The 25762-nt window shown below is 65.3% G+C and carries 26 protein-coding genes; 12 read left to right on the top strand and 14 right to left on the bottom strand.

Annotated elements, in window-relative coordinates; genetic code table 11:
- Positions 1-30: 30 nt before the first annotated feature.
- The 4 genes from ACOGXA_RS16660 to ACOGXA_RS16645 are packed head-to-tail and all read right to left on the bottom strand — an operon-like array spanning position 31 to position 4923.
- Positions 31-2586, bottom strand: a complete 2556-nt coding sequence (locus ACOGXA_RS16660) for a molybdopterin cofactor-binding domain-containing protein (protein WP_419924970.1) — start codon at positions 2584-2586, stop codon at positions 31-33.
- Positions 2583-3650 (bottom strand): N-carbamoyl-D-amino-acid hydrolase, encoded by a 1068-nt coding sequence (locus ACOGXA_RS16655; protein WP_419924969.1) that lies wholly within the window; start codon positions 3648-3650, stop codon positions 2583-2585. Before ACOGXA_RS16655 ends, ACOGXA_RS16660 begins: the two co-directional genes overlap by 4 nt.
- A complete protein-coding gene (locus ACOGXA_RS16650; protein ID WP_419924968.1) occupies positions 3647-4123 on the bottom strand; it encodes a M20/M25/M40 family metallo-hydrolase in 477 nt (158 codons plus the stop codon). Before ACOGXA_RS16650 ends, ACOGXA_RS16655 begins: the two co-directional genes overlap by 4 nt.
- Positions 4099-4923, bottom strand: a complete 825-nt coding sequence (locus ACOGXA_RS16645) for a hydantoinase/carbamoylase family amidase (protein ID WP_419924967.1) — start codon at positions 4921-4923, stop codon at positions 4099-4101. Before ACOGXA_RS16645 ends, ACOGXA_RS16650 begins: the two co-directional genes overlap by 25 nt.
- Positions 4924-5090: 167 nt before the next feature.
- Between ACOGXA_RS16645 and ACOGXA_RS16640 the strand changes: the two genes are divergently transcribed.
- The 5 genes from ACOGXA_RS16640 to ACOGXA_RS16620 all read left to right on the top strand — a co-directional run bounded on the left by ACOGXA_RS16640 (position 5091) and on the right by ACOGXA_RS16620 (position 9964).
- Positions 5091-5957, top strand: a complete 867-nt coding sequence (locus ACOGXA_RS16640) for an FAD binding domain-containing protein (protein WP_419924966.1) — start codon at positions 5091-5093, stop codon at positions 5955-5957.
- Entirely contained in the window at positions 5950-6432 is a 483-nt protein-coding gene (locus ACOGXA_RS16635) for a (2Fe-2S)-binding protein (RefSeq protein ID WP_419924965.1), read from the top strand. Before ACOGXA_RS16640 ends, ACOGXA_RS16635 begins: the two co-directional genes overlap by 8 nt.
- On the top strand, positions 6429-8747 hold the full coding sequence (pucD, locus tag ACOGXA_RS16630; protein ID WP_419924964.1) for a xanthine dehydrogenase subunit D: 2319 nt from the start codon (positions 6429-6431) through the stop codon (positions 8745-8747). Before ACOGXA_RS16635 ends, pucD begins: the two co-directional genes overlap by 4 nt.
- A gap of 61 nt (positions 8748-8808) precedes the next feature.
- Complete coding sequence (locus tag ACOGXA_RS16625) at positions 8809-9558, top strand: hypothetical protein (RefSeq protein WP_419924963.1); 750 nt, start codon at positions 8809-8811, stop codon at positions 9556-9558.
- On the top strand, positions 9527-9964 hold the full coding sequence (locus ACOGXA_RS16620) for a hypothetical protein (RefSeq protein WP_419924962.1): 438 nt from the start codon (positions 9527-9529) through the stop codon (positions 9962-9964). Before ACOGXA_RS16625 ends, ACOGXA_RS16620 begins: the two co-directional genes overlap by 32 nt.
- Positions 9965-10330: 366 nt before the next feature.
- Here the strand turns inward: ACOGXA_RS16620 and ACOGXA_RS16615 are convergent, their stop codons facing one another.
- On the bottom strand, positions 10331-10879 hold the full coding sequence (locus tag ACOGXA_RS16615) for a 3'-5' exonuclease (RefSeq protein ID WP_419924961.1): 549 nt from the start codon (positions 10877-10879) through the stop codon (positions 10331-10333).
- A 122-nt stretch (positions 10880-11001) separates the two neighbouring features.
- Between ACOGXA_RS16615 and ACOGXA_RS16610 the strand changes: the two genes are divergently transcribed.
- The gene (locus tag ACOGXA_RS16610; RefSeq protein ID WP_419924960.1) at positions 11002-12327 is read left to right on the top strand and encodes an ISL3 family transposase; all 1326 of its coding nucleotides are present in this window, start codon (positions 11002-11004) and stop codon (positions 12325-12327) included.
- A gap of 355 nt (positions 12328-12682) precedes the next feature.
- On the opposite strand, the gene ACOGXA_RS16605 is transcribed toward ACOGXA_RS16610, so the two are convergent.
- Positions 12683-14962, bottom strand: a complete 2280-nt coding sequence (locus ACOGXA_RS16605; protein WP_419924959.1) for a Rab family GTPase — start codon at positions 14960-14962, stop codon at positions 12683-12685.
- 580 nt (positions 14963-15542) lie between these two features.
- Here ACOGXA_RS16605 and ACOGXA_RS16600 point away from each other — a divergent pair.
- Together ACOGXA_RS16600 and ACOGXA_RS16595 are read left to right on the top strand one after the other, a co-directional pair.
- A complete protein-coding gene (locus tag ACOGXA_RS16600; protein WP_419924958.1) occupies positions 15543-15779 on the top strand; it encodes a type II toxin-antitoxin system Phd/YefM family antitoxin in 237 nt (78 codons plus the stop codon).
- A gap of 7 nt (positions 15780-15786) precedes the next feature.
- Positions 15787-16029, top strand: a complete 243-nt coding sequence (locus ACOGXA_RS16595; RefSeq protein ID WP_419924957.1) for a type II toxin-antitoxin system RelE family toxin — start codon at positions 15787-15789, stop codon at positions 16027-16029.
- 50 nt (positions 16030-16079) lie between these two features.
- On the opposite strand, the gene ACOGXA_RS16590 is transcribed toward ACOGXA_RS16595, so the two are convergent.
- The 4 genes from ACOGXA_RS16590 to ACOGXA_RS16575 all read right to left on the bottom strand — a co-directional run bounded on the left by ACOGXA_RS16590 (position 16080) and on the right by ACOGXA_RS16575 (position 19211).
- On the bottom strand, positions 16080-16520 hold the full coding sequence (locus ACOGXA_RS16590; RefSeq protein ID WP_419924956.1) for a type II toxin-antitoxin system VapC family toxin: 441 nt from the start codon (positions 16518-16520) through the stop codon (positions 16080-16082).
- Complete coding sequence (locus ACOGXA_RS16585; protein ID WP_419924955.1) at positions 16517-16831, bottom strand: type II toxin-antitoxin system prevent-host-death family antitoxin; 315 nt, start codon at positions 16829-16831, stop codon at positions 16517-16519. The genes ACOGXA_RS16590 and ACOGXA_RS16585 overlap by 4 nt, the downstream gene beginning before the upstream one ends.
- Before the next feature lie 61 nt (positions 16832-16892).
- Positions 16893-18212: an MFS transporter gene (locus tag ACOGXA_RS16580; RefSeq protein ID WP_419924954.1), complete on the bottom strand. Its 1320-nt coding sequence runs from the start codon at positions 18210-18212 to the stop codon at positions 16893-16895.
- 63 nt (positions 18213-18275) lie between these two features.
- A complete protein-coding gene (locus ACOGXA_RS16575; RefSeq protein WP_419924953.1) occupies positions 18276-19211 on the bottom strand; it encodes an alpha/beta hydrolase in 936 nt (311 codons plus the stop codon).
- 94 nt (positions 19212-19305) lie between these two features.
- On the opposite strand from ACOGXA_RS16575, the gene ACOGXA_RS16570 reads away from it, so the two are divergent.
- Both ACOGXA_RS16570 and ACOGXA_RS16565 read left to right on the top strand, forming a co-directional pair.
- Complete coding sequence (locus ACOGXA_RS16570; protein ID WP_419924952.1) at positions 19306-20415, top strand: LLM class flavin-dependent oxidoreductase; 1110 nt, start codon at positions 19306-19308, stop codon at positions 20413-20415.
- 61 nt (positions 20416-20476) lie between these two features.
- Entirely contained in the window at positions 20477-21451 is a 975-nt protein-coding gene (locus ACOGXA_RS16565) for an LLM class flavin-dependent oxidoreductase (RefSeq protein ID WP_419924951.1), read from the top strand.
- 320 nt (positions 21452-21771) lie between these two features.
- On the opposite strand, the gene ACOGXA_RS16560 is transcribed toward ACOGXA_RS16565, so the two are convergent.
- The 3 genes from ACOGXA_RS16560 to ACOGXA_RS16550 form a co-directional block, all read right to left on the bottom strand.
- Positions 21772-21996, bottom strand: coding sequence for a type II toxin-antitoxin system HicA family toxin (locus ACOGXA_RS16560; RefSeq protein ID WP_419924950.1), 225 nt, complete (start codon positions 21994-21996; stop codon positions 21772-21774).
- Positions 21993-22274, bottom strand: coding sequence for a type II toxin-antitoxin system HicB family antitoxin (locus ACOGXA_RS16555; RefSeq protein ID WP_419924949.1), 282 nt, complete (start codon positions 22272-22274; stop codon positions 21993-21995). The genes ACOGXA_RS16560 and ACOGXA_RS16555 overlap by 4 nt, the downstream gene beginning before the upstream one ends.
- A gap of 78 nt (positions 22275-22352) precedes the next feature.
- Positions 22353-23621 carry a sulfotransferase family protein gene (locus ACOGXA_RS16550; protein ID WP_419924948.1) on the bottom strand — a complete coding sequence of 423 codons (1269 nt, stop codon included), beginning with the start codon at positions 23619-23621 and terminating at the stop codon, positions 22353-22355.
- 143 nt (positions 23622-23764) lie between these two features.
- Between ACOGXA_RS16550 and ACOGXA_RS16545 the strand changes: the two genes are divergently transcribed.
- Both ACOGXA_RS16545 and ACOGXA_RS16540 read left to right on the top strand, forming a co-directional pair.
- Positions 23765-24187 carry a hypothetical protein gene (locus ACOGXA_RS16545; protein ID WP_419924947.1) on the top strand — a complete coding sequence of 141 codons (423 nt, stop codon included), beginning with the start codon at positions 23765-23767 and terminating at the stop codon, positions 24185-24187.
- A complete protein-coding gene (locus ACOGXA_RS16540) occupies positions 24184-24531 on the top strand; it encodes a DUF5615 family PIN-like protein (protein WP_419924946.1) in 348 nt (115 codons plus the stop codon). The genes ACOGXA_RS16545 and ACOGXA_RS16540 overlap by 4 nt, the downstream gene beginning before the upstream one ends.
- A 124-nt stretch (positions 24532-24655) precedes the next feature.
- Here the strand turns inward: ACOGXA_RS16540 and ACOGXA_RS16535 are convergent, their stop codons facing one another.
- Positions 24656-25741, bottom strand: coding sequence for an acyl-CoA dehydrogenase family protein (locus ACOGXA_RS16535; protein ID WP_419924945.1), 1086 nt, complete (start codon positions 25739-25741; stop codon positions 24656-24658).
- Positions 25742-25762 lie beyond the last annotated feature (21 nt).

The following is a 25762-nucleotide window of genomic DNA, read 5'->3' as shown; positions in this document are numbered from 1 at the left end:
CAATATGCCGCTCGGCCCGGGCGGGGTCGCTCACTCCCCCATGGGAAGGCTGGTGTGCCACGTTCCGCTGTGGGCCCGCAGCGCAGCGGCCACCGCTCCGGCGGTGGGCACCAGGCCGATCTCCCCCACCCCTTTGATGCCGTAGGGGGCGCCGGGCTGGGGCGACTCCACCAGGATCACATCCACCGGGGGCATGTCCTTGGGCCGCAGGATGCCCAGCGACTTGAGGGTCATGTTGGTGGGCCAGCCGTTCTCGTCGGCGGGGAAGTCCTCGGTGAGGGCGTAGCCCAGCCCCATGTGGACCGCCCCCTCGATCTGGCCCTCGCACAGCAGCGGGTTGACCGCCTTGCCCACATCGTGGGCGGCCACCACCCGCTCAACAGCGCCCTCGTCGTCGAGCACCACCATCTGGGCGGCGTAGCCGAAGGTGGAGTGGATGATGGGGTTCTCCACCCCGTCGGAGAGCTTGTTGGTCCAGTCCACCCGGTATTCGCCGTAGTAGTCGACGCCGGGTTGGCAGCCGTCGGCCAGAGCAGCCTGGCAGGCATCGGCCACCGATCCGGCCCCCATCAGGGTGCCCCGGCTGCCGGTGGTCTGGCCGGCGCCCAGCTCGTGGGTGGTGTCCACCACCACCCGCACCCGCTCGGCGCTCACTCCCAGCTCGGTCACCGCCACCTGCTGGGCCACGGTGTGGACCCCTTGGCCCATCTCCGTCCAGCAGTGGCGCACCTCCACACCGCCGCCTTGGTGGTAGTCGTCGTCGAAGCGCACCACCGCCTTGGCGATCTCCTTGAACCCGTTGCCCAGCCCCGAGTTCTTCAGGCCGAGCCCCATGCCCACTGTTTTCCCGGCCGCCCGGGCCTCGTCCCAGGCCGGCTTGACCGCCTCCAAACAGGCCCGCGCCCCCAGCGATCCGTCGTCCATGATCTGTCCCGGTCCCCAGATGGCGCCGGGGGCCACCGCGTTGCGGGATCGCATCTCCCAGCCGTCGATGCCTACCGCCTCGGCCAGGCGGTCCATGACCCCCTCCATGGCGAACTGGGCCTGGTTGGCCCCGAAGCCCCGGAATGCGCCGCACACCGGGTTGTTGGTGCGAGCGGCGATGGCCTCCACGTCGATGTTGGGCACCGAATAGGGGCCGCTGGCGTGGCCCGCAGCCCGCTCCAGCACCTTCATGCCCACCGAGGCATAGGGGCCCGAGTCACCCACCATCCGGGCTCTCAGCGCGGTGAGCTTGCCGTCGGCGTCGCAGCCGGCCCACACCTCGATGCGGATGGGATGGCGCTTGGGATGCATCCGCAGCGACTCCTCCCGCGACACCGTACACAGCACCGGGCGGCCCAGCAGCCAGGCGGCCAGCGCGGTCTGGGCCTGGTTGGCCATGTCCTCTTTGCCGCCGAAGGCCCCGCCGTTGCTCACCAGCTCCACGGTGATCTTCTGGGGTTCGATCCCCAGCACCGAGGCCATCTGGTCGCGGTCGTCCCACACCCCCTGGCCGCCGGAGTACACATGCAGGCCGCCGTCTTCGGTGGGCACCGCCAGGGTGGACTCCGGCTCCAAGAAGGCATGCTCGATGCGCTGGGTCTGGAACACCTCGTGGATGGTGTGGTCACTGGCCTCCAGGGCGGCGTCCACGTCGCCCCGGGCGTACACCGAGCGGGACAACACGTTGCCGTCGAGCTCCCACACCGCGTCTTCGGTGCCGTTGGTCACCGCGGCCACCGCGTCGGTGATCGGGGTGTGTACCTCGTAGGTCACCTGCACGGCTTCGGCCGCCCGCCGGGCGGTGGCCCGGTCTTCGGCCACCACGATGGCCAGCACGTCGCCCACATAGGAGGTGCGGCCCCCCTCGGGGATGAACACCGGCCAGTCGGTGTGGATGATCCCCACCCGCAGCTCGCCGGGAACGTCCGCGCCGGTGAACACCGCCACCACGCCGTCGATGGCCTCAGCCGCTGAGGTGTCGATGGACACCACGTCGGCCCGGGCGTGCTCCGAGAGGTGCAGCGCGGCGTGCAGCAGGCCCTCGGGGCGCAGGTCGTCGATGTAGCTGCGGTCGCCCAGGGCCAGCTCTCGGGCCTCGTATTTGATGCCCCGGCTGCCCACGCCGCCGGGCACCTCGGCTTCGGGGGTCTCGCCTGCGGCCAGCGCCTCCACCGCATCGAGGATCTTGGTGTAGCCGGTGCAGCGGCACAGGTGGCCGCCCAGATGCCGGGAGGCCTCCTCACGGGTCAGATCAGATCCCTTGCGATCCACCAGCGACTTGGTGCGGATCAAGATGCCGGGGGTGCAAAAGCCGCACTGGAGGGCGCCGCAGGCCGCGAACACGTCGGCCATGCGGGCCCGCTCCTCGGCCGACACCCCTTCGAGGGTCACAATCTCGGTGCCGGCCGAGCGCTCCAGCGAGGTTTGGCAGGCCACTCGGGCGCGGCCGTCCACCAGCACCGCGCAGCAGCCGCACTGGCCGCTGGGCGAGCACCCGTCTTTGGGCGACATGATCCCCAGCTCGTCGCGCAGGGCGGCCAGCAAGTGCTCGTGATCGCCCTGAATGGTGGTTGATTGACCGTTGATGGTCAGCGTTGTCATGGCAATTCCCCCTCGGTCGAGGGCGCCTCGCCGATGGTCGGCGCCCCCTCTACGTATGGTTTCTCCAAGATGAGCGGCATCTCCTCGGCGATGGACTTGTACATCTCCGGGCGGCGGTAGCGGCTGAAGTCGTACAGCGTGTTCTTGTAGGCCGCGCACCAGTTGAGGTTGCAGGTGGCCACCACCAACTCGTCGCCATCGGTGGACGCCTGGGCCAGCACCTCGCCCGAGGGGCCGATTATGCAGCTCTCGGCCAGGCTCTCCACCCCCTCCTCTTCGCCCCCTTTGGCCACACCCACCACGAACGTGCCGTTCTGGTAGGCCCCGGCCTGCATGACCAGGCGGCTGTGGAATCCGGCCAGGAAGTCCTGGGACGGATCGGGGTAGTAGTGGATAGGAGTGTTATAGCCGATCAGGATCATCTCCACGTCGGCCAGTCCCATCACCCGATAGGTCTCGGGCCAGCGCCGGTCGTTGCACAGGGCCAGGCCGATCTCGCCTTTGAACGCGGTCCAGGTGCGGAACGTCACGGAGCTGGGCTCGAAGTAGGCCCGCTCCAAGTGCTGGAACGGGCGCTGGGGCTCGTGCTCCTCGTGGCCGGGGATGTGGACCTTGCGGAACTTGGCCACCTCTTTGCCCTCTTGGTCCACCAATAAGTAGGTGTTGTAGCGGTGGCCGTCGAGGGTCAGCTCGGCGTAGCCCAAACAGAAGCCGATCCCGAGGCGGGCGGCCTCGTCGAACAGCGGCTTGACCTCCGGCGAGGGCATCTCAGTCTCATAGAAGCTGTTCAACTCGTGTACGTCGTCGATCCACCACCGGGGGAAGAACGTGGTCAGGGCCATCTCGGGATACACCACCAGGTCGCAGCCCCGCTTGTGGCCCTCATGCAGCAGCGCCAGCAGCCGCTCCACCACTTCGGCCCGGGACTCTTCGCGGGCGATGGGGCCGAGCTGGGCGGCGCCGACAGTGACCTCTCGAACGTTGCTGGTCAGGTGCGACACCCGATCGTCGGAGACTGCGCTGTCCAAATGGGACTTCAGCGTCTTGTCCTGGTTGTCGCTCATGCCGTCACCCCGGCCTCGTTCTCCAGCTCTGATGCCTCGGCCACCTCGGCCAGCTCCAGCATGACCCGCAGCAGAACGTTGGCCCCCGCTTCGAGGTGCTCGGGCTCGGTGTGCTCGAACGGATTGTGGCTGATTCCCTCCCAGGAGGGGACGAAGATCATGGAAGTAGAACACACCGGGGCGAACATCTGGGCATCGTGGCCAGCGCCCGAGCACAGCCGGCGATGGCTGTGACCCAACTCGGCGGCCACCCGCTCCACTCGGTCGATCATCTGCGGGTCGAACTCCACGGGGGCGAACCGGGCGAGGCGCCGGAAGGTGATCCCGGTGCCGGTCTCGGCGGCCAGCTCGTCCAAGAAGACGGCCAGCCGATCCTCGGCCTCGGTGAGCATGCCGTCGTCGGTGTTGCGCATGTCTACCGTCAGCACCGCGTCGGAGGCCACCACGTTCACCAGATTGGGGTGAAGCTCCACCCGGCCCACGGTGCAGACCTGCGGGGGCCGAACTCGGTGGCCAGCTCGTGGACAAACACCGCGATGCGGGTGGCGGCCCAACCGGCGTCGTGGCGCATGGCCATCGGGGTGGTGCCGGCATGGTTTGACTGCCCAGCCACGGTGATCTCGGTCCAGCTGATGCCCTGCACCCCGGTCACCACGCCGATCACCACGTCTTCTGTGTCGAGGATGGGGCCCTGCTCGATGTGGAGCTCCACAAAGGCATGGGGCGGGGGCGACGGGCAGGGGGCCGGGCCCCGATAGCCGATCCGGTCGAGCTCCTCGCCCACCACCGCGCCGTCGGCCCCAACTATGTCGAGCGCCTCCTCCAGAGGGAGCTCACCGGTGTAGACCAGGCTGCCCAGCATGTCGGGCGGGAACCGAGAGCCCTCCTCGTCGGTGAAAAAGCCCACCGCGAGGGGCCGCCGGGTGGTGATGCCCGCCCGCTGCACCGCCTCCACCACCTGCAATCCGGCCAGCACCCCCAGGTTGCCGTCGTAGCGCCCGCCGGTGCGCACGGTGTCGATGTGGCTGCCGCACATGACCGGCGGCCCGGGCTCGGCCCCGGCCATCGTCCCCACCACGTTGCCGATGCCGTCGATGCTGATCTCCATGCCCAGATCCCGCATCCATGTCACCACCAGATCGCGGCCGGCCCGGTCGTCATCGGTGAGGGCCAAACGGCAGGCACCGTCGGTGCCCTCGATTTCGCCGATCAATGCCAGAGCAGCCAGACGGTCGCTTAGGCCCTGACCATCAACGCTGATCTCAGTAGCCACAGAAGACATAGTTTGCCAAAGTTTTCGCCTCTTGGTTCCGCAGATTTGCCAACTCGTCCAACGAGCCCGGCTTGCAGCGCCTAGATTTTACCTGCTGTGAGTTTCATTGGAATGCGAATGCCGCATTGGTTCTGCGCCGCTTCGGCGGCACCGACAGAGGCACCGCGATGAGCAATGTGGTGGTGGCCCGGAGCCTGGACGAGGCGCGGGACGCATTGGCCGACCATCCCGACGCCACCGTTCTGGCCGGGGGAACCGATCTTATGGTGGAGATCAACCGGGGTTTGCGCCGTCCCAGCCATGTTGTGGGAGTGGCCCAAGTGCCCGAATTGCGCCAGTGGAGCGTCGCTGATGATCGGGTGGTCGTGGGCGGCGGGGTCACATACACCGAGATGATGGCTGCCCCGCTGGCCGATGCCGCCCCCGCCCTGGCCCAAGCCGCCCGCACGGTGGGCTCCCCGCCCATTCGCAACGCCGGCACCCTGGGGGGCAATCTGGGCACGGCGTCGCCCGCGGGGGACACGCTGCCGGTGCTGGCCGCGCTCAACGCCAAGATAGTGGTGGTGGGCCCCGACGGGGAGCGACGGATGGGTTTGGACGATTTCGTGGTGGGGGTGAAGCGCACCTCGCTGGGGCCGGGTGAGCTGATAGTGCGGGTCGAGATGGACCGGCCGACGGGCCGCCAGGAGTTCTTGAAGATCGGTCCCCGCAACGCCATGGTGATCTCCATGGCCGGGCTGGCCCTGGTGGCCGACCACGATGCCCGCGCCGTGCGCTGCGCGCTGGGAGCAGTGGCCGCCGGCATCCCCCGGGCCTCCGAAGCCGAGGCCTGGGTGGCCGAGCACATCGACTGGGACAACGGCGCAGGGGTCGATGATGCCGTGGCCGATGAGTTCGGCCAGCGGGTGGCGGCGGCCTCCTCCCCCATCGACGACCACCGCTCCACCGCGGCCTACCGTCGCCACGCGATAGCCGTGCTGGCCACCCGAGCCCTGAAGCGGGCCTTTGCTCCAGGAGGAGTTGACGATGCCTGATCCCTATTCGCTGCGGGTGAACGGGGTGGACTGCGAGGTGGCCGACTCCGACATAGCCGAGAGCCTGCTGTTCGTGCTGCGGGAGCGTCTCGGGCTCACCGGCACCAAGAACGCCTGCACCGAGGGCGAGTGCAGCTCGTGCGCGGTGCTGATCGACGGGGTGCTCACCTGCTCGTGTTTGGTGCTGGCTGCCACCGCGGCGGTCCAAGACATCACCACCGTGGAGGGGCTGGGCGACAGCCACGACGGATTGTCGGTGGTGCAGGAGGCGTTCGTGGATGAGGGCGCGGTGCAGTGCGGGTTCTGCACGCCGGGGCTGATCGTGGCCGTTCACGACCTGCTCGAGGCCAACGCCGACCCCAGCGACGGCGACGTGCGAGAAGCCCTGTCGGGCAACCTGTGCCGCTGCACCGGCTACGGGCGCATCTTGGCCGCGGTCAACACTGCGGCCGAGGCCAAGCGGGGCCAGCCATGACCTCTGAAGCGGTCAACACCTCGGCAGGTGGCAGCACCACGACCGGAACCGGTGCAGACACCATCGTCGACGCCGGCACCCGGGGAGTGGGCGCCGATGTGGGCCGCCCCGACGGGGTGCCCAAGGTGCAGGGCCGGTTCGCCTTCTCCTCCGACCTGTGGGCCGACGACTTCTTATGGGGCCACACCCTGCGCTCGCCCCACGCCTCGGCTCTGATCCGCGGCATCGACATCGGCCCCGCGGTGGCCATGGCCGGGGTACACGCGGTGCTGTTGGCCGATGACGTGCCCGGTCGACTCACCTACGGGTTGGAGCACAGCGACCAGCCGGCGCTGGCCGATGACCAGGTTCGGTACATGGGCGAGCCGGTGGCGCTGGTGGCCGCCGACCATCCCGACATCGCCCGGGCCGCCGCGGAAGCCATCGTGGTGGACTACGAGGAGAACGAGCCCCTGACCGACCCTGAGGCCGCGCCGGATGCCGACCCCATCCACCCCGACGGCAACATCATCCGAGAGCTCGCCATTCGCCACGGCGACCTGGATTGCTCCGGCGAGGTGGTGGTGGAGGGTGTCTATGAGGTGGGCATGCAGGACCAGGCCTTCATGGGGCCCGAGTCGGGCATGGCGCTGCCGGATGAGGACGGCGGAGTAGAGCTGTTCGTGTCCACCCAATGGCTGCATGTGGACCGCGAGCAGATCGCCGCCTGCCTGGGAATCGACGAGGAGAAGGTCCGCATCACCCTGGCCGGGGTAGGCGGGGCCTTCGGCGCCCGCGAGGATCTTTCGTTGCAGGTCCACCTGTGCCTTTTGGCCCTCCACACCGGCAAGCCGGTGAAGATGGTCTACAGCCGGGACGAGTCGTTCCTCGGCCACGTGCATCGCCATCCGGCCAAGATGTGGTATCGACACCACGCCGACCGCAGCGGGCGTTTGGTGAAGGTGGAGGCTCGGATCGTGCTCGACGGCGGGGCGTATGCCTCCTCGTCGGGTGCGGTCATCGCCAACGCCTCCTGCTTCGCCGCCGGCCCCTACAAAGTGCCTGCCGCGCATGTGGTGGGGCTGGCGGTGCGGACCAACAACCCGCCTTGCGGCGCCATGCGGGGCTTCGGCGCGGTGCAAACCTGCTTCGGCCATGAGTCGCAAATGGACAAGCTGGCCGCCGCCCTGGACATCGACCCGGTGGAGCTGCGGCTACTCAACGCGCTGGCGCCGGGAGACCGGCTGATCACCGGGCAGGCCATCACCGGCACGTTCCCGGTGGCCGAGGTGATCCGCCAGTGCGCCCACGCCCCTGCGCCGGAGATTCCTCTCACCGACGACCGGCGGGCGCTGCCGGGGGGGTCGGGCCGCACCACCGACGCCGCCGACACCGTGCGGGGGACAGGCTTCGCGGTGGGGTTCAAGAACCTCATGTTCTCTGAGGGGTTCGACGACTACTCATCGGCGGCCTGCCGGGTGTCCGACGGGGTGGCCACCATCACCTGCGCGTGTGCCGAGGTAGGCCAGGGGTTCGTGACGTTGGCCCAGCAGATCGCCCGCACCGAGTTGGGGGTGGACGAGGTGATCTTGGCCCCGGCCCAGACCGCCACCGTCGGCTCTGCTGGGTCGACCTCGGCCAGCCGCCAGACCTGGATGTCGGGTGGGGCGGTGCAGGCCGCCTGCCGGGAGGTGCGAGCACAGATCCTGGCCGACGTCGCCGCCGACTGGGGGGTGTCTCCCGACGGGCTGGTGCTGCGCGACGGCCTGGTGGTGTCGTTGGACGGTCAGCAGGAGGCATTGCTGGCCCAGGTGACCGCCGGGGCCGGCTACGAGGCCGACGTGGAGTACCACCACGCCCCCACCGAGGCGCTGGACGAAAACGGCCAGGGCAACGCCCACGTGTCGTTCGCCTGCGCCGCCCACCGGGCCACCGTGGATGTGGACCCCGACCTGGGCCTGGTGCGGGTGAGAGACATCACCACCGCCCAAGACGTGGGCCGCATCCTCAACCCCACCCAGGCCGTGGGCCAGATCGAGGGCGGCATCGCCCAAGGGCTGGGGCTGGCCCTGATGGAGGAGATCGTGCTGGACGACGGCCTGGTGCGCAACGCCTCCTTCACCGACTACGTGATCCCCACCACCCTCGACATGCCCGACGTGACCATCGCCGCCTTCGTAGAAGAACCCGAACCCGGCGCCCCCTACGGCGCCAAAGGCATAGGCGAACCCCCCACCATCTCCTCCTCCGCCGCCATAGCCGCCGCCGTAAGAGCCGCCACCGGCCAACCCCTCCACAGAATCCCCATCCGCCCCGCGGACATCGCCTTGGGTTGAGCCCAAGTGCGGTCTTATTGCCGCTCCATAGGCACTGTCGGCCGATGATGCCCCCGCTACCATGGTTGTTGACGAGACGGTTGGCCACTTGAGACGGAGAGGTGCCATCGAGGACGAACGATTTACCCGGCGGCTCTACACCGTGGCTGGAGCGGCGCGCCTAGTGGGCATGAGCCCGTCCACTCTGCGCACATGGTCTCACGGCTATGAGAGGACACTCCTGAGCAATACGCAGGTGAAGCAGGGGCCAGTCATCACCGCTTTCGACAACCACTTCGGTGATCGACGGTCGATTCCCTTTATTGGGCTGGTCGAAGCAGTCGTAATCCAGGCATTTCGCAATACGGGCCTTCCCCTCCAGCGCATCCGCAAGGCGCTCGAAATTCTCGCCAACGAGGGTGAACTCGGGCATGCGCTGGCCTCGCGGCAGTTGTTCAGCGACGGGGCAAGCGTCTTGTACGACTACGCAACCCGCAGCCACGACAAACAACTCAGGCTGCTCACCGTGGTACACACCGGTCAGCGCGTGTTCCATGAAGTGATAGGTGACTATTTGGAGCGCATCACTTTCGGCGACAACTGGGCCACCGAGCTCATCCTCCCGGTGACCGAACGGCCCCTGCTTCGCGTCATCCCAGAGGTGGCGGGAGGAGATGCAGTTTTCGTAGAGGGGGGCGCAACTCTCGCGGCCGTCTCGTCACGTGCCAGTGCCGGCGAGCCGTTGGAGTCCATCGCAGCCGACTTTGGGACTCCCGCAGACCAAATAGAGGAAGCCCTCTGTGCCATCTGGCCGACGCAGGCAGCAGCCTGACCACCCGCAACCTGTCTTCTTCTTGGATCGAGGCCTCGGCCGCCGTCTGATTGCAGACGCGATTCGTGCAAGAGGCCACGAAGCACTGCCGATGGCAGATGTATACCCCGGAGGCGCCGACCAGCGGATCGCCGATCCCGACTGGATGCTTCGGGCAGACCAAGAAGGCTGGGTCGCGTTGACCAAGGACCACTCCGTCGTTCGCGACCATCGTGATGTGCTGGCTGAGACCACGCTGCGAGTTTTCGCCTACAACAATGCCAATCTCACAGGACCCGAGATGGTGGACCGCCTAGAGACCAACTTCAACCGAATCCTGCAACGAGCAGCCAAGCCAGGGCCTTACGTATACGTGATCGGCCGCGACAGCTTGGAACTCCGCTGGGGTCCAACTCCAGATCTCTAGATTGCTGTCGGCTGATGCCCACTGTTTGGGCCGACTCTTGTAGCTGCGGTGGGGCGAGCGCGGAATGTGTACACCTCGGCCCGTGCCTCTCCGATTCTTGGCGGGCGGCGGCGCGTCTGCTTGATCCTGGCGAGCTCATCAGATTTGAACTTGCATTCTTCAAAGTCCACGGCCATGGCCTCTACTGCATTGCCAGATACGGCCCTGCTGGACTTGGTCTCGTTGCTCATGGTCGCTGCCCGGTGACGTGGTTGCCCAAAGCCGGGCGTAGTGGCATCGCGTGAATGACCAATTCTTGTTCGGCGGCCTGGGAGTGCAGGAGCTCAAACAAGTTGCCCGCACGATCGGGACCAAGTAGCCACGACCTCATGGAGTCACACCGAGGCGTTCAGCCACTTCTTGGACAAAGGGTGACGCTCCTGGAACCGTGTACCCCCACCGATTCTTGAATTGAGAGGAGTAGACCAAAACCACTTGGAACCGCGCACGAGTAAGGCCGACGTAGAAGAGTCGACGATCCTCAATCATCTGTTTGGATGCAGACCTGTAGGAACCATTTTTCCACCAAGCAAACGGGAACAGGGAAACTTGGAGCCCAGGGAGAATCACGACATCGAATTGACGACCCTTGGAAGCGTGGCACGTAGTCAGAACCACCTGACCGCGCACTTGGACGCCCCGAGCGAAGTCAAGAAGCGACACCGCTGGAGATTGCGACTCACGCAATGAGTTGACCGCTTGCAGAACATCAGGGCGGGTGCCATCGGACTCAAGCAATTTCCTTAAGTCAAGCAAGTCATCGAATCCTGTTGCCCATTCCGACAATGTGGTCTGGGGATCCGCAGCCATGGCGGCCTTGAAAAACTTTCTGCGTGCATGCAGGTCTTCATCGAAGACCCCCGCAGAAGCCTGCAACTCCCGATAATGGGGTCTTCGCGTTGAAGCTGGGACCGGGGTGATTGTGGGGGTCCGCCACTGAGTGGGGGCCTCGCCGGTTCTTGTGACTGTCAAGTAGTCCAAGATTCAGGAGGCCCCTGGTGGTTCAAGATAGTTCAGCGGCGTGGTTCGGCGCGGCCGGGTTCGAGGTGACCGGCGTGGGCGAGGAGGGCGGGGAGGTGGTGGTGAGCGTGCAGACTCCCGATGGGCAGCGGGTGTTATGCGATGGTTGCGGGCACCGGGCGCGCTCTGAGGGGCGCCGCGAGGTGTGTTTGCGCGATGCTCCGGCGGGGTGCGGGCGGCCGCTGCGGGTGTTGTGGAACAAAAGGGTGTGGGCCTGCGCGAATCCGGGGTGCGGGGTGAGGACCTGGACCGAGCGGGCCGAGCTCGCCGGGCCGCGGCGGGTGCTCACCGCCGGGGCGGTCCGGTGGGCCGCGGACACGCTGGCGGCGGTGGAGGGGTCGGTTGCGTCTTTGGCCCGGCGGCTCGGCGTGGGGTGGCGCACGGTGTGGTCCGCGGTCGAGGCGGTGGCTTGTGAGCGGGCCGGCGATCCCGCCCGGGTGGGCCCGACCGCGCGGGTCGGGTTCGACGAGACCGTGATGGCATCGGCGACAAGGCGGCGCCGGCGCCGGTTCGTCACCGCCGCGGTCGATGCCGCCACCGGCCAGGTCATCGACGTCTTCGACGGGCGCGATGCCGCTGACCTGCGGCGATGGCTCCAAGCCCAACCCCGGTGGTGGGCCGAGACCGTCGAGGTGGTCTGCACAGACCCCCACGAGGGCTACCGCAGCGCCGTCAGATCGCTCAAGCGCGACGGCGGCCTTCGGCCCGCTGTGGCTGTCGCGGCGGATCCGTTCCACATCGTGCGCCTGGCGAACCAGGCGATCACCGGGTGCCGCCAGCGCACCCAGAACGAGACCACCGGCCACCGCGGCCGCACCGGCGACCCCCTATACGGGATCCGCAAGCTGTTGTTAACAGGACAAGAGCGCCTCGACGCCCAAGGCCTCCAGCGCCTGCAATCAGCGCTGGACCAAGGAGACCCCTACGACGAGGTAGCCGACTGCTGGACGGCGAAGGAGAAAGTCCGGTCCGTGTTCAAAACCCGAGACCCCCAACAGGCCACCGCCCGCCTCGACGACGCCATCGAATGGTGCGCCGCCCCCGAGTCCGGCCCCGAGCTGCACCGCCTCGCCACCACCCTTCACCGCTGGCGCGACGAGATCGAAACCAGCGTCCGCACCCGCACCCACAACGGCCGCACCGAAGCAGCCAACGCCAAAATCAAAGACGTCAAACGCTCAGCGCGAGGCTTCCGCAACCTCGCCAACTACCGGCCCAGAATCCTGCCGGCAGCCGGACGAAAACCACGCGAAACTCAACCAGTCATAAAAATCAGAACCCGACGTCCCAGTTCAGACGCGTAGAGCCAGCAAACCCGGATCCCAGTTCCCGCCGCAGCTCATCCCACACCTCCGGTCACGCCCGTTCCTTAGTACTGCACACAGTTCCAGACTATGTGGCAGTGCGCTTCTCCCCTAGTCGTGTAGAGGTTGGACTCGGAGAATCGCGCTGCTGTACGAAAAAGGCGGCAACACCACGAACGCGTGGATCTCCACCCCCTAGCCTGAGCGAAACTGCTCCGGTGTCGGAGGGTAAGTCCTAGCCCACCGGCCAAATCGAAGACACGTTGGATGCGCTCGGCGATCTGATGGCTGACTCTTAGGGCCTCAGATTCCTTCTCGGCTGTGTCTGGCCACAAGTCATAGAAGACCTCCAACCCTACTCAAGCACAACATTGGTCTCATGAGCCGCCTGCTCAACCTCTGCGACAATCTCATGAAGGAACTGATTGCGATCAGGAGATGGCGTGGCGTCTGGAACAGGCGCCGCGGGTTCGTAAATCTCGTTGCCGATGATTCGAGCGCGTACAACAGTTGAGCCGGTTCCTCGCTTGTAGTACGCGTCCTCCCACTGCACCGCTCGCTCCTTCCACACGCGCCGGGTGCAGACTTCGAGCAGCCGTCGATTCAAGTTGTGCGCGAAGGCGTCGAAGCAATCCTGCTTCTGGTCGTCTGTAGGTTCGTACTCCTCCCACCGCAGTGGGTTCTGAACGAACAAATAGGAGCGCTCTTGCAGTTCATTGCGCAGATCGGCGACCGGCTTAAGGGTGTCGTATTCGTCGTCCATTCCCGTGCCGAGTCGACGGCTTAGGGCCTTGACGCGCGTCCAGTGTTCCCTTGTGAGGGCAGGGTTTGACTCAAGGCCGAGGAGCGGTCTCCACCTCCTGTGGAAGGCGTCGGCCGCACTACGGATTGCGAGTACAAGATTCATTCGGTCGTAGACAGGTTTCGCCTCCGCCGACTCCGGCGTCTCTATCACCCCGTAGATGCATTCGAGGAGATTGCGGAGTTGCGACACGGTGCGCCTGCCTGAAGCGTCGGTTTCGTTCAGCGGTTCGTGTATGTCCCCCAAGAAGAAACGAGCTTGCTCCACACGCAGTCGTAGCGCGCGTTCAGCGTACGGACCCAGTTCCTCTCCGAAGGCCGCGAGCACATTGTTGGCTGAGGCCAAGACGTGTTGCGCTCTTGCCGATGCATTCGGCAGGTTGTCGCCCTTTACCTCGTCAAAGTGCGTGAAGGCGATTATGAGTTTGCGCGCATTGCCGGACGCTACGACCTCGCGCATGGCGGCAAGAGTTGCCGCCTGCATCGGCTGGGTGGCGTTGTCTACAAGGAGCACCGCATCTGCCACCTCAATGCGGCGACTCACTGCCGTCGACACCGCCGATGACGAATTGGGAGTGTGGCCGAGCCCTTCACCATCAAAGAGAACGAGTTTCGGCGCCTCGCTTCCGTTCCACGCCGGAGTGAACGGACCGGAGACGCGTATGCCGTTCACTAGCGGCGTCAGCAGCCGCCCGAATAAAGGCGCGTAGTTGCTGGTAAAGCAGGAGATCGCGGAGAGGAATTCAGCACGGTTCTCGAAAGGCCACTCGCCACTCCAAGTGAGTGGCCAGCCCTGTCTTGTCTTCTTGATTTCCCCGGGTGGCAGCAGTTCGAATCGCTTCTCGATCTCTTCCATCAGTGCGTCGGATACCTGGTGGAAGTCCTCGTCGTCGCGCAGCAACTTGTCTAGCTCTTCTTCGTAGATCTCCTCGGCCGCACGCTTGTCATCGTCTCCGGCGACTTCGAGTTCGTCGTATAGCCCTTCTCGATGGCGGTTAGCGAGATTGCGCAATGTTCCAATCGTCTCCGCAAGGAGTTCCGTTGTCTTTTTCACGTCGATCGTGCCGCGCTCCACTTCGGAAAGGAGATCCTCCTCTTCCTTTGACTCCAAGTCTTCATCGTCGAAGTCTGAACTGCTAGAGGCGACTGCCGGGCCGTTTCCGAGCACATAGTTGAAGCGGAAACGCTGATTTGCGTGGTTCAGTAGTCGCCTGAGCACCTCGGCGTCGTCTGCTTCCCTTGCTCCGGCGAGGACGGCGTCGGAAACGCACTCGTTCAGGTATTCGCGCACCTCGTCGCGTGAGGCGAAGGTCACCACCGCACGCCAGTCGCCCTCAGCGATGACTATCTCAGTGTCATGGATTGTCGTCTTTGCAGTCGATGTCGACGGGAAGCGCTCCTCAATTGGATCTGTCCCGATCAACTGGCGAACGAGCGTCGTCTTGCCGGCGCCGGTCGTCCCGAGGAACAGGACACGCCGGTATCCGTCCGGTGCCGACTCAGGAAGCTCAATCGCAGCATCACGCAACGCCGTGAAATCAGTCTGCTCAGGCACCATCTTGTCATAGAAGATGTTGACGACGCGCGAATCAAATCGCCGCTCGGCCTCGGATCGAGCAGCAAGATCGTGGTACTTGGGGTTACCCAACAAGACGTTGAGCTCGTCCCGCAGACGTGCAGCCTCTCTCTCGTCCCGTGTGCCGAGGCCGGAGCGCACCCGTAGGCCTGGCCTTCCGGTCGAATCCGACCGCCTCACCGGATGCCGGAAGATGATCGAATAGCCTGTTCGACCCTGGGTCTGGCTCAGACTTGCAGTGTATTTCTGACGGTCCATTTCTACCTCCGTTGTTCCCATGTTGTACCGACACCTTGATGATACCCCCTTTTCGGGCCGGTGGCAACCTGTTGAGAACAACTTAGGAACAACAGCATCAGGGATGGCGGTGGTCGCGGCCTCCGCCAAGACAGTTCGAATTCATGGGCTCAAACTGGCCGTTTGCCATTGACGCATAGTTCAGCCATGGCTTCAGGAACATCAGGTGCAGCGGCCGACAGAATCCGCCCTCACAGAAAAGGCGGCGGTTCTCACAGAGGTGCTGAGGCTGCCCTCTCTTGGACTCGCCCGGCTCACAACCCAACCCAACATCACGCCTCCACCAAACCCGGCGTGATTCACATCCGGTGTTGTAGGTCTAGCGGGTGTTGCCCGCCGGGTTGACGAGCGGTTCCAAGAACGGCTTGCCGCGTCGATGGCGCGCTATCAGCGGATCCTCAAACGCTTGGCCGAATAGGGCACGGCAGAGGGGTCGCACCGGGCGCCTGGTCCCGTCGGAGTGAACAATTGGAAGTTGCGTTCTGTATAGAATTCTGTACAGTTCTTATATAGTCAGATCCGACGACTGCTGGAGACTTCCATGACCCCGCTTACCGAGGCCCGCAGCCGCCTCAGCGAAATTGTTGACGAGGTCGAATCCACCGGCTCGACGATCGAGATCTCCCGGCACGGGCGGCCCGTTGCCGTCGTCATGGGCTACGAGGAGTACGAATCGCTGCTTGAAACGATGAACATCCTCGCCGACGAGGCGACTATGGACGCCATCGCGGAAGCCGAGCGAGACATCGCTGCGGGCGACTTGGTCGAACTCGACTGAGGCCCTCGTGGCAAAGTTGGCGCGCCGCGCCGAGAAGGATCTCAATCGCCTGCCCGAGGCACTGGCGACCAAGGCCAGGGAGATCATCCGGCGTCTCGATCAAGAGCCGCACCTAGGCAGAAAACTGGCCGGTCCCCTCCAAGGAAAGCGTGCCGCCCGCCTGGGTCGATCCCATCGGATCATCTACACAGCAAGCGAGGGCCAGGTCATCGTGCTGACAATTTCACACAGAAGGGATGCCTACCGCTGATGCCTTATCCAAAGAGTGATCGACCTGCTGTTCACCCTGGGCGGAGGGTGTCACTGCCTAGGGGCAGAGTGACGAAGGTCGAACAATTCCAAATGTCCGGTGTGGTTGGCCCAGTCGATGATTTGGGCATCGGCGGTCGCCAGGCGCAACCCGCCTTGGAGCGCGGTGGCTACGATGATGCGGTCCATCGGGTCCTTGTGGAAGCCCTCGTCTCCCAACTGAACGGCGCGCACCATGAGGTCTCCTGTGGGAGCAATCTCCCGGAGGCCGTCAGACAGCAGGCGCAACCGCAGATTGGCCGTGGGCGGCAATCGCAGCGAGCTGTTGTCGGGCTTGCGCCGGAGCAGTTCCAACTCCCAGAAGGTCACCGCCGACACAGCAGCCTGGCCTTCGATGATCGCGGCGTCGATCTGATCCATGCGTGCGCCGCTCATCTTGGTTGTGTCGCCGGTGGCGCACCAGACGAGGGCGTGCGTGTCCAGCAGTATCACGAAGAGGATTCATCGGGCGGGGCCGACTCAAACCACCACTGCTGGTTGGAATCCCACTCAGCCATGATCTCGTCCCACTCCTCTTCGGAATAGGCCCCTTCGCAAGGATCGTCAATTGCGGGCATCATCCCCCGATACCGTCCTTGAATCCCTCGGGGCTCAAATCCAGCAGGTACCAGGCGGGAGACAGGGCGGCCGTGCTTGGTGATCACGATTTGCTCCCCGGACTCATTGACCTCATCCATAAGCTTCAAACACTTGGCCTTGAACTCCCCAGCGGAGATGGTGCGATAAGGCGCATCCAGTGACATCCCTAAACAATATCAGCCTCCGACAACTATGACCATATAAATAGTCACACTTACTGCCCGGTTAGTAGCGGGAGCGGGGGGAGATGGCTAGGGACAAGGCGGCGGCGACTGCGGCGGCGGCGGCGCCGAGGAGGTAGGAGTTGGCTAGGGAGTTGCCGGTGACCTCGGTGCCGATCATGATGACCATGGTTTGTATGCCGGTGGTGACGCCTACTTGGGCCAGGGTGCCCCTCATGCCGGAGGCCACGCCGTAGTCCTCGGGTTCCACGGCGTCGGAGGCGGTGGTGGTGAGCGATGGGAGTTGGATGCCGTGGCCGATGGCCACCACAAAGAGACCGACCACCGTCCACCCCAGCGATGCCTGCCAGGCCGACAGGGCGAAGAACACCATGCCCACGGCTAACAGGGATGACCCGATAACCGGGGTCATTCGGGCACCCAGGCGGGGGTGGATGTAGCCCCCGGTGAACGAGCACAGGCTGAAGGTGATGGGCCGCACGGCCAGCAGCAGGGTGGCGGCCCCGAGGCCCCAGCCCAGACGCTCGGTAAACAGGAACGGCGTCACCACCAACCCGCCCATGAACGAGAAATTGGCCAGGGTAACCACCCAGATGGGCACGCTGAAGTTGCGCTTGCGCAGGTAGTCCATGCGGATGATCGGCTCGGACACCCTCCGCTCGATGTAGGCGAACACGGCCAAAAGCACGACCCCGCCGCCCATCAGCCCGGCGCTCATCGCCACCGACACCCCGTCGTTGCCCAAAAGCGTCAGCCCCACCAGCATCAGGGCCACGGCGGCCGACAGGGTGAGACCGCCCCAGTAGTCGATGGCCACGTCGAGGCCGCGGCCCATGGGCCGCACCACCACCGAACTGGTCACCAATCCGACCACGGCGATCACCCCGAAGAAGGCGAACACCCACCGCCAGCCGAACTGCTCGACGATCTGCCCGCCGATGATCAACCCCAGCGCGGGCGCACCAGACAGGGCCGACTGGTACCACCCGATGGCCCGCGAGCGGGTCGCCAGTGGGAATGCCAGCAGCACCATTGCTGTGCCCGCGGCCGTGGCCGCCCCGTTGGCCACGCCAGCCGCCACCCGAAAGGCGATAAGGCTCTCGACATTCCAGGCCAGCCCGCTCAAGGGCGTGACCAGCACCAGCATGATCGCCGAGGCTATGAACACCCGACGGTGGCCGTAGACGTCGCCCAGCTTGCCGCCCAGGGCAGTGGACACCCCCGCAGCCAAGATGGCCCCGGTTACCGCCCAGCTTGCCGCGTCGGTTCCGGTTTCCAGGTCGCGGGCGATGTCGCCGATGGCCACCGCGATGACGGTCAAGCTCATCCCCACCCCGAACTGGACGGGGACGATGGCCGCCATCAGGCGGAACCGGTAGCGGTCGTCGAAACCGACCGCAGCGGTGCTCAGGGGTTCACGTCGGGACTATCCCGACAGTGCGGCCTTCACCACGGCCGCGGCAGTCTCCTGGGCGGCCACGGCGCCGGGGATGGCCATGGTCATGCCGAAGAAGCCGTGGAACATGCCGTCGTAGCGGTGAACCTCGCAGGACACCCCGGCCTCCTGGAGACGGGCGCCGTAGGCCTCCCCCTCGTCGCGCAGCGGATCGTACTCGGCGGTGATCACACACGCCGGCGGCAGGCCGCTGAGGTCGTCGGCCTTGATCGGCGAGGCATAGGGCTTGTCGCGGTCAGCCACGTCGGCGTACTGGTCGTAGAACCAGTCCATCGACTCCTTGGTCAAGAAGTAGTCGAAACCGTTCTCGGTCTGCGATGGCCAGGCGTTGGAGTCCATATCGCAGCAGGGGTAGATGAGGAGCTGATGGGCGATGGCCGGACCGCCTCGGTCCCGAGCCATCTGGGCCACCACCGCGGCCAGGTTGCCCCCCGCGCTGTCGCCGGCCACCCCTAGCCGGGTTGCATCGGCGCCGATTGAGGCGGCGTTGGCGGCCACCCACTGGGTGGCGGCGTAGCAGTCCTCGGCCGCGGCCGGGAACCGGGCCTCGGGGGCCAGCCGGTAGTCCACCGACACGTAAACCATGGCGGTGCGGTTCACCATCTCGCGCACCTGGCCGTCGTGGCTGTCGATGCCGCCGATCACCCATCCCCCGCCGTGGAAGAACACCACCACCGGCAACGGCTGGTCAGAGGTGCTGGGCCAGTAGATGCGGATGGGCAGTTCTGTGCCATCTGCGCCGGGGATCACGCGGTCTTCTGTGCGGGCCACGTCCTCCACCGGCAATTCGCCCGTCTGCATCATGCTGCGCAGCTCCACAGCGGTCATCGAGGCGATGCCCTTGAAGCTCACCCCGTTGTCTTCCATCATGTCCATGACGGCTTTGGCGGTCGGATCTAGTGCCATGGCCGCACCCTAGTTGTCCGTATACGCAGGCTGCGGGTCGCGCCGTTTACCATCTGCCCCGACACTTCACCGCCGCACACACAAGGGGAATGGCATGGAGTTTGCGATGTTCTACGAGATTCCGGTGGCCCGGCCCTGGAATCGCGACAGCGAGTACAACGCCTACCAGAACACCATCGAACAGGCCGTTTTGGGCGACAAGATGGGCTTCCACTCTTTTTGGACGGTGGAGCACCACTTCTTGGAGGAGTACTCCCACTGCTCCAACCCCGAGGTGCTGTACGGCCACATTGCGGCCCTCACCGAGAACATGCGGCTGGGCTACGGAGTGCGGCTGCTGCCCAAGCCCTACAACCACCCGGTGCGCACCGCCGAGTCGGTGGCGGTGCTGGATCTGATCAGCAACGGGCGGGTGGAGTTCGGCACCGGGCGCTCCTCCACCCGGGCCGAGTTGGAGGGCTTCGGCATCCACCCCAACGAGACCCGGGCCCAGTGGGACGAGGCCCTGCGCCACATCGTGGGGTGCTGGACCAACGACGAGTACGAGTTCGAGGGCGAATACTGGTCGATGCCCAAGCGCCGGGTGCTGCCCAAGCCCCGCCAAGACCCGCACCCGCCCATCTGGGGGGCCACCAGCTCGGTGCCGGGCCACTATGAGATCGGCAAGCGGGGCATCGGGCTGTGCTCGTTCACCGTGGGCTCGCCGCCTGAGGACTTGGCCGAGCGCATCGAGACCTACCGCAAGGGCCAGGCCGACTGCGACCAGCCGGTGGGCAAGTTCCGCAACGAGCGGGCCGCCACATTCACCATGGTGCATTGCAACGAGACCAACGAGAAGGCCCGGGCCGCCTCCGAGGAGTCGTTCGTGTGGTATCCGGGCTACGGGGGCGGGCTCATCGCCTCGGTGGCCGACTACCTGGCCGACCTGGTGGTGGCCGAGCTTGGCACCTACTCCTACACCGGCGATGCCGCACAGAGCCGCGACGAGGGCCTTTTGGGCCAGATCACCATGGACTACATCTGGGAATCGGGCGCCGCGGTGGTGGGCGACCCCGACCGGTGCATCGAGGTGGCCAAGCGCTACGAAGCGGTGGGCTGCGACCTTTTGTTCTGCCTGCTCAACCCGTACAAGATGTCGCATGAGGACGTGATGACGTCCATCGAGCTCATGGGCAAGTACGTGATCCCCGAGTTCAAGAACTGACCTGGGCGAATGATGTCGACAACCGAGTTCAATAAGAGCTAGTCGACGACAGGAGACGGCCATGGCCCTGCACAACATCCGCTACGACTTCCGGTGCCCGGACATCTGCCCGGTGCCGGTGGAGGAGCTGTACCACGCCGCCATCGAGCAGGCGGTGTGGGCCGAGAAGCTGGGCTTCGTTTCGGTGACGCTGTCGGAGCACCACGGCTCCGACGACGGCTACCTGCCCTCGCTGGTGGCGCTGGCCTCGGCCATTGCCGCTCGCACCGAGAACATCCACATCATGCTGGCGGCGCTTATTGCCCCCATGCACGACCCGCTGCGGATTGCCGAAGACCTGGCCGTGTTGGACCGCATCAGCAAGGGCCGCATCAGCGTGACGGTGGCCGGGGGCTACGTGCCGTCGGAGTTCGAGATGTTCGGCCACACCTCAAGCGACCGGGTGCGCCTCACCGTGGAGATGGTGGAGACCCTAAAGGCGGCGTGGACCGGCGAGCCCTTCGAGTTCCGGGGCCGCACCGTGCGGGTCACCCCCACCCCGTATCAGGATCCCCGGCCGGCAATCTGGCTGGGAGGAAGCGGCGAGAAGGCGGCCCGGCGGGCGGCCCGCATCGCCGATGGATTCCTGCCCACCATGCCCGAGTTCTGGGACTTCTACCGCGACGAGGTGGTCAAGCTCGGCGGTGACGATCCCGGTCCGGCCACCTCCGGCGGGGTCGGCTATCTGCACATCACCCACGACCCCGACGCCACCTGGGCCAAAGTCGCCCCCCACGCCCTGCACGAGATGAACGCCTACGGCCAGTGGGCCGCAGAGTCGGGCGCGGCCACCGGCTTCGAACCGGTGAGCGACGCCGACGCGCTGCGGGCCATGGGCATGCACCAACTCCTCACCCCGCCCGAGGCCATCGATACGATCAAGGCCATGGGCGACTTCGACGCCCTAATGTTCCACCCCCTAATGGGCGGCCTCGACCCTGCCCTTGCCTGGGAAAACCTCCACCTCTTTGAATCCGAGGTGCTGCCCCACCTCTGAGCTGAAGGGCACTGCCTCCGTGCCCATATTTCTTGCCCAGTACCCACTATGGCGTGAATATACGCAAGAACATTGGCGTCAATATATGCATGAACTCATATGTGAATTTGTACATAAAAGCAGTTCGCCGGCGGCGTGGTATTCCACACCGGGCCACGACGCTACTCACTGGGCGACCGCATCGAAGCAATTCCCATTGCTGGCCTTTGGGGCTAGCTAGGCCCAACGAAGCGGCCCGGTAGTGCACCGGGTCGAAGAACCGCCGACGTTTAGGTGGCCTGCGTCATAGGGCTCGATCTCCGGGAAGAGGCCCCAATTGCTCATTCGGTTTTCATCCACTCATCGCGGGAGATACCCGCCTGGTTCAAGAGCCGCCTTAACAGGCCGACGCCGATGTCTCCGATGTGCTCATTCGGAAGGATGAGGACTTGATCACCCTTGAACAATCGTTCGTGCTTGGCCCCAGGCCGAGGCCCTTCCCATCCGAGGCCGCGCATCTTCTTGATGAAGTCAGTTCGGCTGATCGGCGTGAGCCGACTGCTCACAGGTCAAAGGCGAGCGAGATACCGCCCATCTTGGGGATGTCGTCAGCACCGAGCTCTAGCTTGAGTAGCACCCAGTCCACCAGCGCCGACTCCAGTCCTTCCTCGGCCTCTTCAGGAGTTGACCCGATGGCCCAAGCCCCTTTCGTGCCTGGCACAGAGGCGTAAAACTCGCCGGAGTCTTCAAGTCGCTCGACGCGTGCTTGCTGTCTCGCAGCCTTGGCCCAGATCTCAACCTGTTGACGCAGATCGCGGCTGCGATCAGTCAAGGGGGTGCTCACAGCTCAGATGCTACCAAGAGTTGACCAAAACAGGCCGCCGCAATACGACAGGGACCCGCCGCTTTGTCGGACGCGTGCTTACTCGCCCTCAGACGGCACCTGATACCGCTCCACGTAGCTGGCGAACTGCTCGCGGAGTTCGTCGGCGTCTAGGCCGAACTGATCCAGGGTGTAGCGGTGGCGGCCGAAGCGGTCTTGGGGGTTTTCTTCCATCCACGCCTGCATCTTGCGTCGGCCCAAGTCATCCAGCTCCATGCCGAAGTGGCGGTAGATGCGCTCTACCGAGCCCACGGGATCGTCCATGAGCTCGGCGTACTGGAGGTCGAAAACGGTGTCGTCGGATCCCCGCCGGTCGCGGAACTCGGTGCCTGCCTTGATGCCGTGGAGGCACTTGTCCCGCCAGGTTCGGCCTACCCGGGCAAAGTCCACCTTGTCGGTGTTGGTGGCGTGGAGGGTGCAGTTGAGGCTGGCCACCGAGCCGACCACCTTCAGCGGATCACGGTGGGTCCACACCACTCGGGCATCGGGATACACGGCATATACGGCACCTAGATGCCAGATGTGGCCCGGAGTCTTCAGCGACCACCGGTGGGTCGGAATGGTGGATTGCAGCACCTGCAAGCACAACCGGTGGAACTCATAGGCCGGGACCATGTCGCAGGTCTCAAACCAGGCGCCGTAGGAGTCGAACGTTCCCTGGGTCTCGAAGTGGATCGACTTGAACTCCCCGCCCAACAGCGTCACGCACTCGGTGGGCAGCGTGGCCGCCATGGGGTGCATGGCCTGCACGCTGGGGGCCAGCTTGGACAACTGTCCCGAGCCCTTCACTGATTCTGCGATGCGAGGGTCTTCTCGGTGGCTCGACAGCGTGGGAGGGGGCGCCACCTCCCCGGACTCCCAGCCCAGCAGCGACCGGTTCTGCGGATCGAGGTCCAGCAGGTTGCTGAGCAGGGTGGTGCCGGTGCGGGGCAAACCGCTCACCACGATCGGCGCGGTGACCTGCTCCCGGGTCACCTCGGGGTGCTGGTTGGCCCAATCCACCACCCGCAGCCGCATCTGAAGGGTGGAGTCAAGCAGACCCCCCATGATCATCCGCCCCAGCTGGCTCAGGTTTCCCTCTTCGTTGATCGACTCCACCAGGATCTCGAATCCCTCTTGCCAGCCGTCGGGGCCGAAGTCGTCGAGCTTGGCCGACTCCTGGGCCTTGCTCACCAGCGCGTCGGCGTTGAGCTGCCCATGTCCCGGTCGAATCCGACGAATGGTGCGGCCATAGCTGTTGAGCGCCCGCACCACCCTCGGAAGAGAGGCTCTGTCGGTGGCCCGGACATCTCGCTTGGCATCGCTCATGGTGGCTTAGGTTATTCCCCAATGCTGAGCGATTCTCCCTCTGCCGCCGGAATGCAGGCTGGTTGTATTTATTTGTAGTTAGTTGTAGCGTGATCTTGATGATTCTGAACCCATCAGCTCTGAGCCCATTAGTGAGGTGAGTTATGCCCCGTCCTACATCATTCCGCCTCGATGATGATCTGTTGGAACGCCTTGAGACCGAGAGCCGAGCGGCATCCATGTCAACCACTTCGCTGGTGAGCTCGCTGCTCGACGAAGGCCTCAAAACCCGCCAGTTCCCCGGCGTTGTCTATCGGCCAGGGCCGACCGGTCGACGAGCTGCGCTGCTGGGCGGACCAGACGTATGGGAAGTAATCCGCGACCTGCGACACTGGCCGGGCAAGGGCATGGAGCGCGTCGAACGCCTCGCCGATGAACTCGGCCTATCGGCGAGTCGGGTGGGTCTGGCCGCGGATTTCTACAGTGTCTTCCCCGAAGAGATCGACGCCCGAATCGAGGAAAATGAGCGTGCCGCTGAGGAGATTCGCCGCCGGGCCCAACAGCGCGAGACCCTGCTGTCCTCTTGAGGTGGCTGATAGACGAAATGCTCCCGCCGGCAACCGCGGAGGCGCTGAATGCACTAGACCATGATGCCGTCAGCGTTGCTGCCTCCGCACTCGCCGGAGCAGATGACGAGTCCGTCTACGCCAAAGCGCTCGAGCAAGACAGGGTCGTAGTCACCGAGAACTTCGCAGACTTTGCCGCTATCTCCGCCCAACGCCTTGCCAGTGACGACCCGTGCGTCCCCGTCGTGCTGGTTCGCAAAGCCGACCATCCCCACGGCGGCGGACTGGCTCACCACTTGGCTCAACACCTCCACCAATGGGCCGCTCAAAACCCCGCCCCCTACCCCGGCACCCACTGGCCCTGAGGCCACACTTCTGGAGGGCTGGTGGCCTCCATCAGGATGTGTACTGCCAAGCTCCTGTCGGGAATGGGGAGGAGTCCCACCACTGGCCGTTCCTTCGATTTGCCCACGCCCAGAGCGACTGGCCTCAGGCGGTGCCGGCGGCGAGGGCGTCGCCGATGCGCAGGAGTTGGGCGGTGGAACCGCCCAAAGAGAGCTCGAGGTGCTTGGCCCACACGTAGTAGCGCCACAGGGGGTAGTCGCGGTCAACGCCCATGCCTCCGTGCAGGTGCTGGGCGGCGTTGGCCACCCGCTGGCCTCCGTCGGCGGCCCAATACTTGGCCACCGCAACCTCGGTGGATGCCTCCAGCCCCTGATCCAGTCGCCAGCACGCTTGCAATGCCGTGAGGCGGATGGCCTCGGTGTCGATGTAGGCGTCGCCCACCCGCTGGCCCACGGCCTGGAAGGTGGCGATGGGGCGGCCGAATTGCTCCCGCTCGCTGGCGTAGGCCGCGGTCAGCCGCAACGCCTCGCTCACCACCCCCACGGCCACCGCACTCAGCGCGGCGGTACACCGCTGCACCAGCCATTCCGCTGGCTCAGCGCCGGTGCCCAGCCGCTCGGCTGGCGCTTCGGTCAGTGCCACTTTCCCCTCGACGAGTCCCGATGTGGTTTCCTGGAGCGCGACCTCGACTTGCGAGGCCGCCTTGTCCACCAAGAACAACCCAACCCCGCTGCTGGTCGATGCGGGAACCAAGAGACAATCAGCCTGACCGACAAACGGGACCATCTCCTTGGTTCCGTTCAGCGTCCAGCCGTCGACCGTCGCAGTCGCGGCCACAGAAGGGTCGGCGGGGTCGCGTCCCGACTCCACCAAGGCGGGCGACACCAGCACCGATCCACTGGCCATTCCTTCCAAGCATGGGTGGTTGGGGCTGAACTCAGCCACCGCCATTGCCGCCACTGGGGCCAGAAACGGCACCCGGGCCGTCGTCCGGCCGATCTCCTCCAACATCAGACAGGTGGCCAGGAATCCCAGGCCACCCCCGCCGCAGTCCTCCGGCAGGGAGACGCCCACCAGCCCGGCTTCGCTCAGCGCCTGCCACGCCTGTTCGTCGTGGGCTGCGCCATCGGCCTCTAGTTGCTTGTGCCGCTCGGGGGTCGACAGGTCACCCAGGATCTGGTTGCTCAGATCGGCTACCGCCTGCTCCTGTTCCGACAGGGAGAAATCCACCGGCCAAGTGTGGCACTCCTC

The sequence above is a fragment of the Candidatus Poriferisocius sp. genome (assembly GCF_965208475.1).
Lineage (GTDB): Bacteria > Actinomycetota > Acidimicrobiia > Acidimicrobiales > Bin134 > Poriferisocius.
Note: the sequence above shows the minus strand (reverse complement) of the source record. Positions and strands in the feature narration are given on the sequence as shown.

Bases quoted from the DNA above. Each gene is read 5' to 3' on its own strand.
- ACOGXA_RS16545 (WP_419924947.1), top strand. From the start codon at position 23,765: ATGCCCCGTCCTACATCATTCCGCCTCGATGATGATCTGTTGGAACGC.
- pucD (WP_419924964.1), top strand. From the start codon at position 6,429: ATGACCTCTGAAGCGGTCAACACCTCGGCAGGTGGCAGCACCACGACC.
- ACOGXA_RS16605 (WP_419924959.1), bottom strand. From the start codon at position 14,962: ATGGACCGTCAGAAATACACTGCAAGTCTGAGCCAGACCCAGGGTCGA.
- ACOGXA_RS16655 (WP_419924969.1), bottom strand. From the start codon at position 3,650: ATGAGCGACAACCAGGACAAGACGCTGAAGTCCCATTTGGACAGCGCA.
- ACOGXA_RS16635 (WP_419924965.1), top strand. From the start codon at position 5,950: ATGCCTGATCCCTATTCGCTGCGGGTGAACGGGGTGGACTGCGAGGTG.
- ACOGXA_RS16550 (WP_419924948.1), bottom strand. From the start codon at position 23,621: ATGAGCGATGCCAAGCGAGATGTCCGGGCCACCGACAGAGCCTCTCTT.
- ACOGXA_RS16575 (WP_419924953.1), bottom strand. From the start codon at position 19,211: ATGGCACTAGATCCGACCGCCAAAGCCGTCATGGACATGATGGAAGAC.
- ACOGXA_RS16600 (WP_419924958.1), top strand. From the start codon at position 15,543: ATGACCCCGCTTACCGAGGCCCGCAGCCGCCTCAGCGAAATTGTTGAC.
- ACOGXA_RS16585 (WP_419924955.1), bottom strand. From the start codon at position 16,831: ATGTCACTGGATGCGCCTTATCGCACCATCTCCGCTGGGGAGTTCAAG.
- ACOGXA_RS16580 (WP_419924954.1), bottom strand. From the start codon at position 18,212: ATGGCGGCCATCGTCCCCGTCCAGTTCGGGGTGGGGATGAGCTTGACC.
- ACOGXA_RS16660 (WP_419924970.1), bottom strand. From the start codon at position 2,586: ATGACAACGCTGACCATCAACGGTCAATCAACCACCATTCAGGGCGAT.
- ACOGXA_RS16625 (WP_419924963.1), top strand. From the start codon at position 8,809: ATGGTTGTTGACGAGACGGTTGGCCACTTGAGACGGAGAGGTGCCATC.
- ACOGXA_RS16640 (WP_419924966.1), top strand. From the start codon at position 5,091: ATGAGCAATGTGGTGGTGGCCCGGAGCCTGGACGAGGCGCGGGACGCA.
- ACOGXA_RS16565 (WP_419924951.1), top strand. From the start codon at position 20,477: ATGGCCCTGCACAACATCCGCTACGACTTCCGGTGCCCGGACATCTGC.
- ACOGXA_RS16570 (WP_419924952.1), top strand. From the start codon at position 19,306: ATGGAGTTTGCGATGTTCTACGAGATTCCGGTGGCCCGGCCCTGGAAT.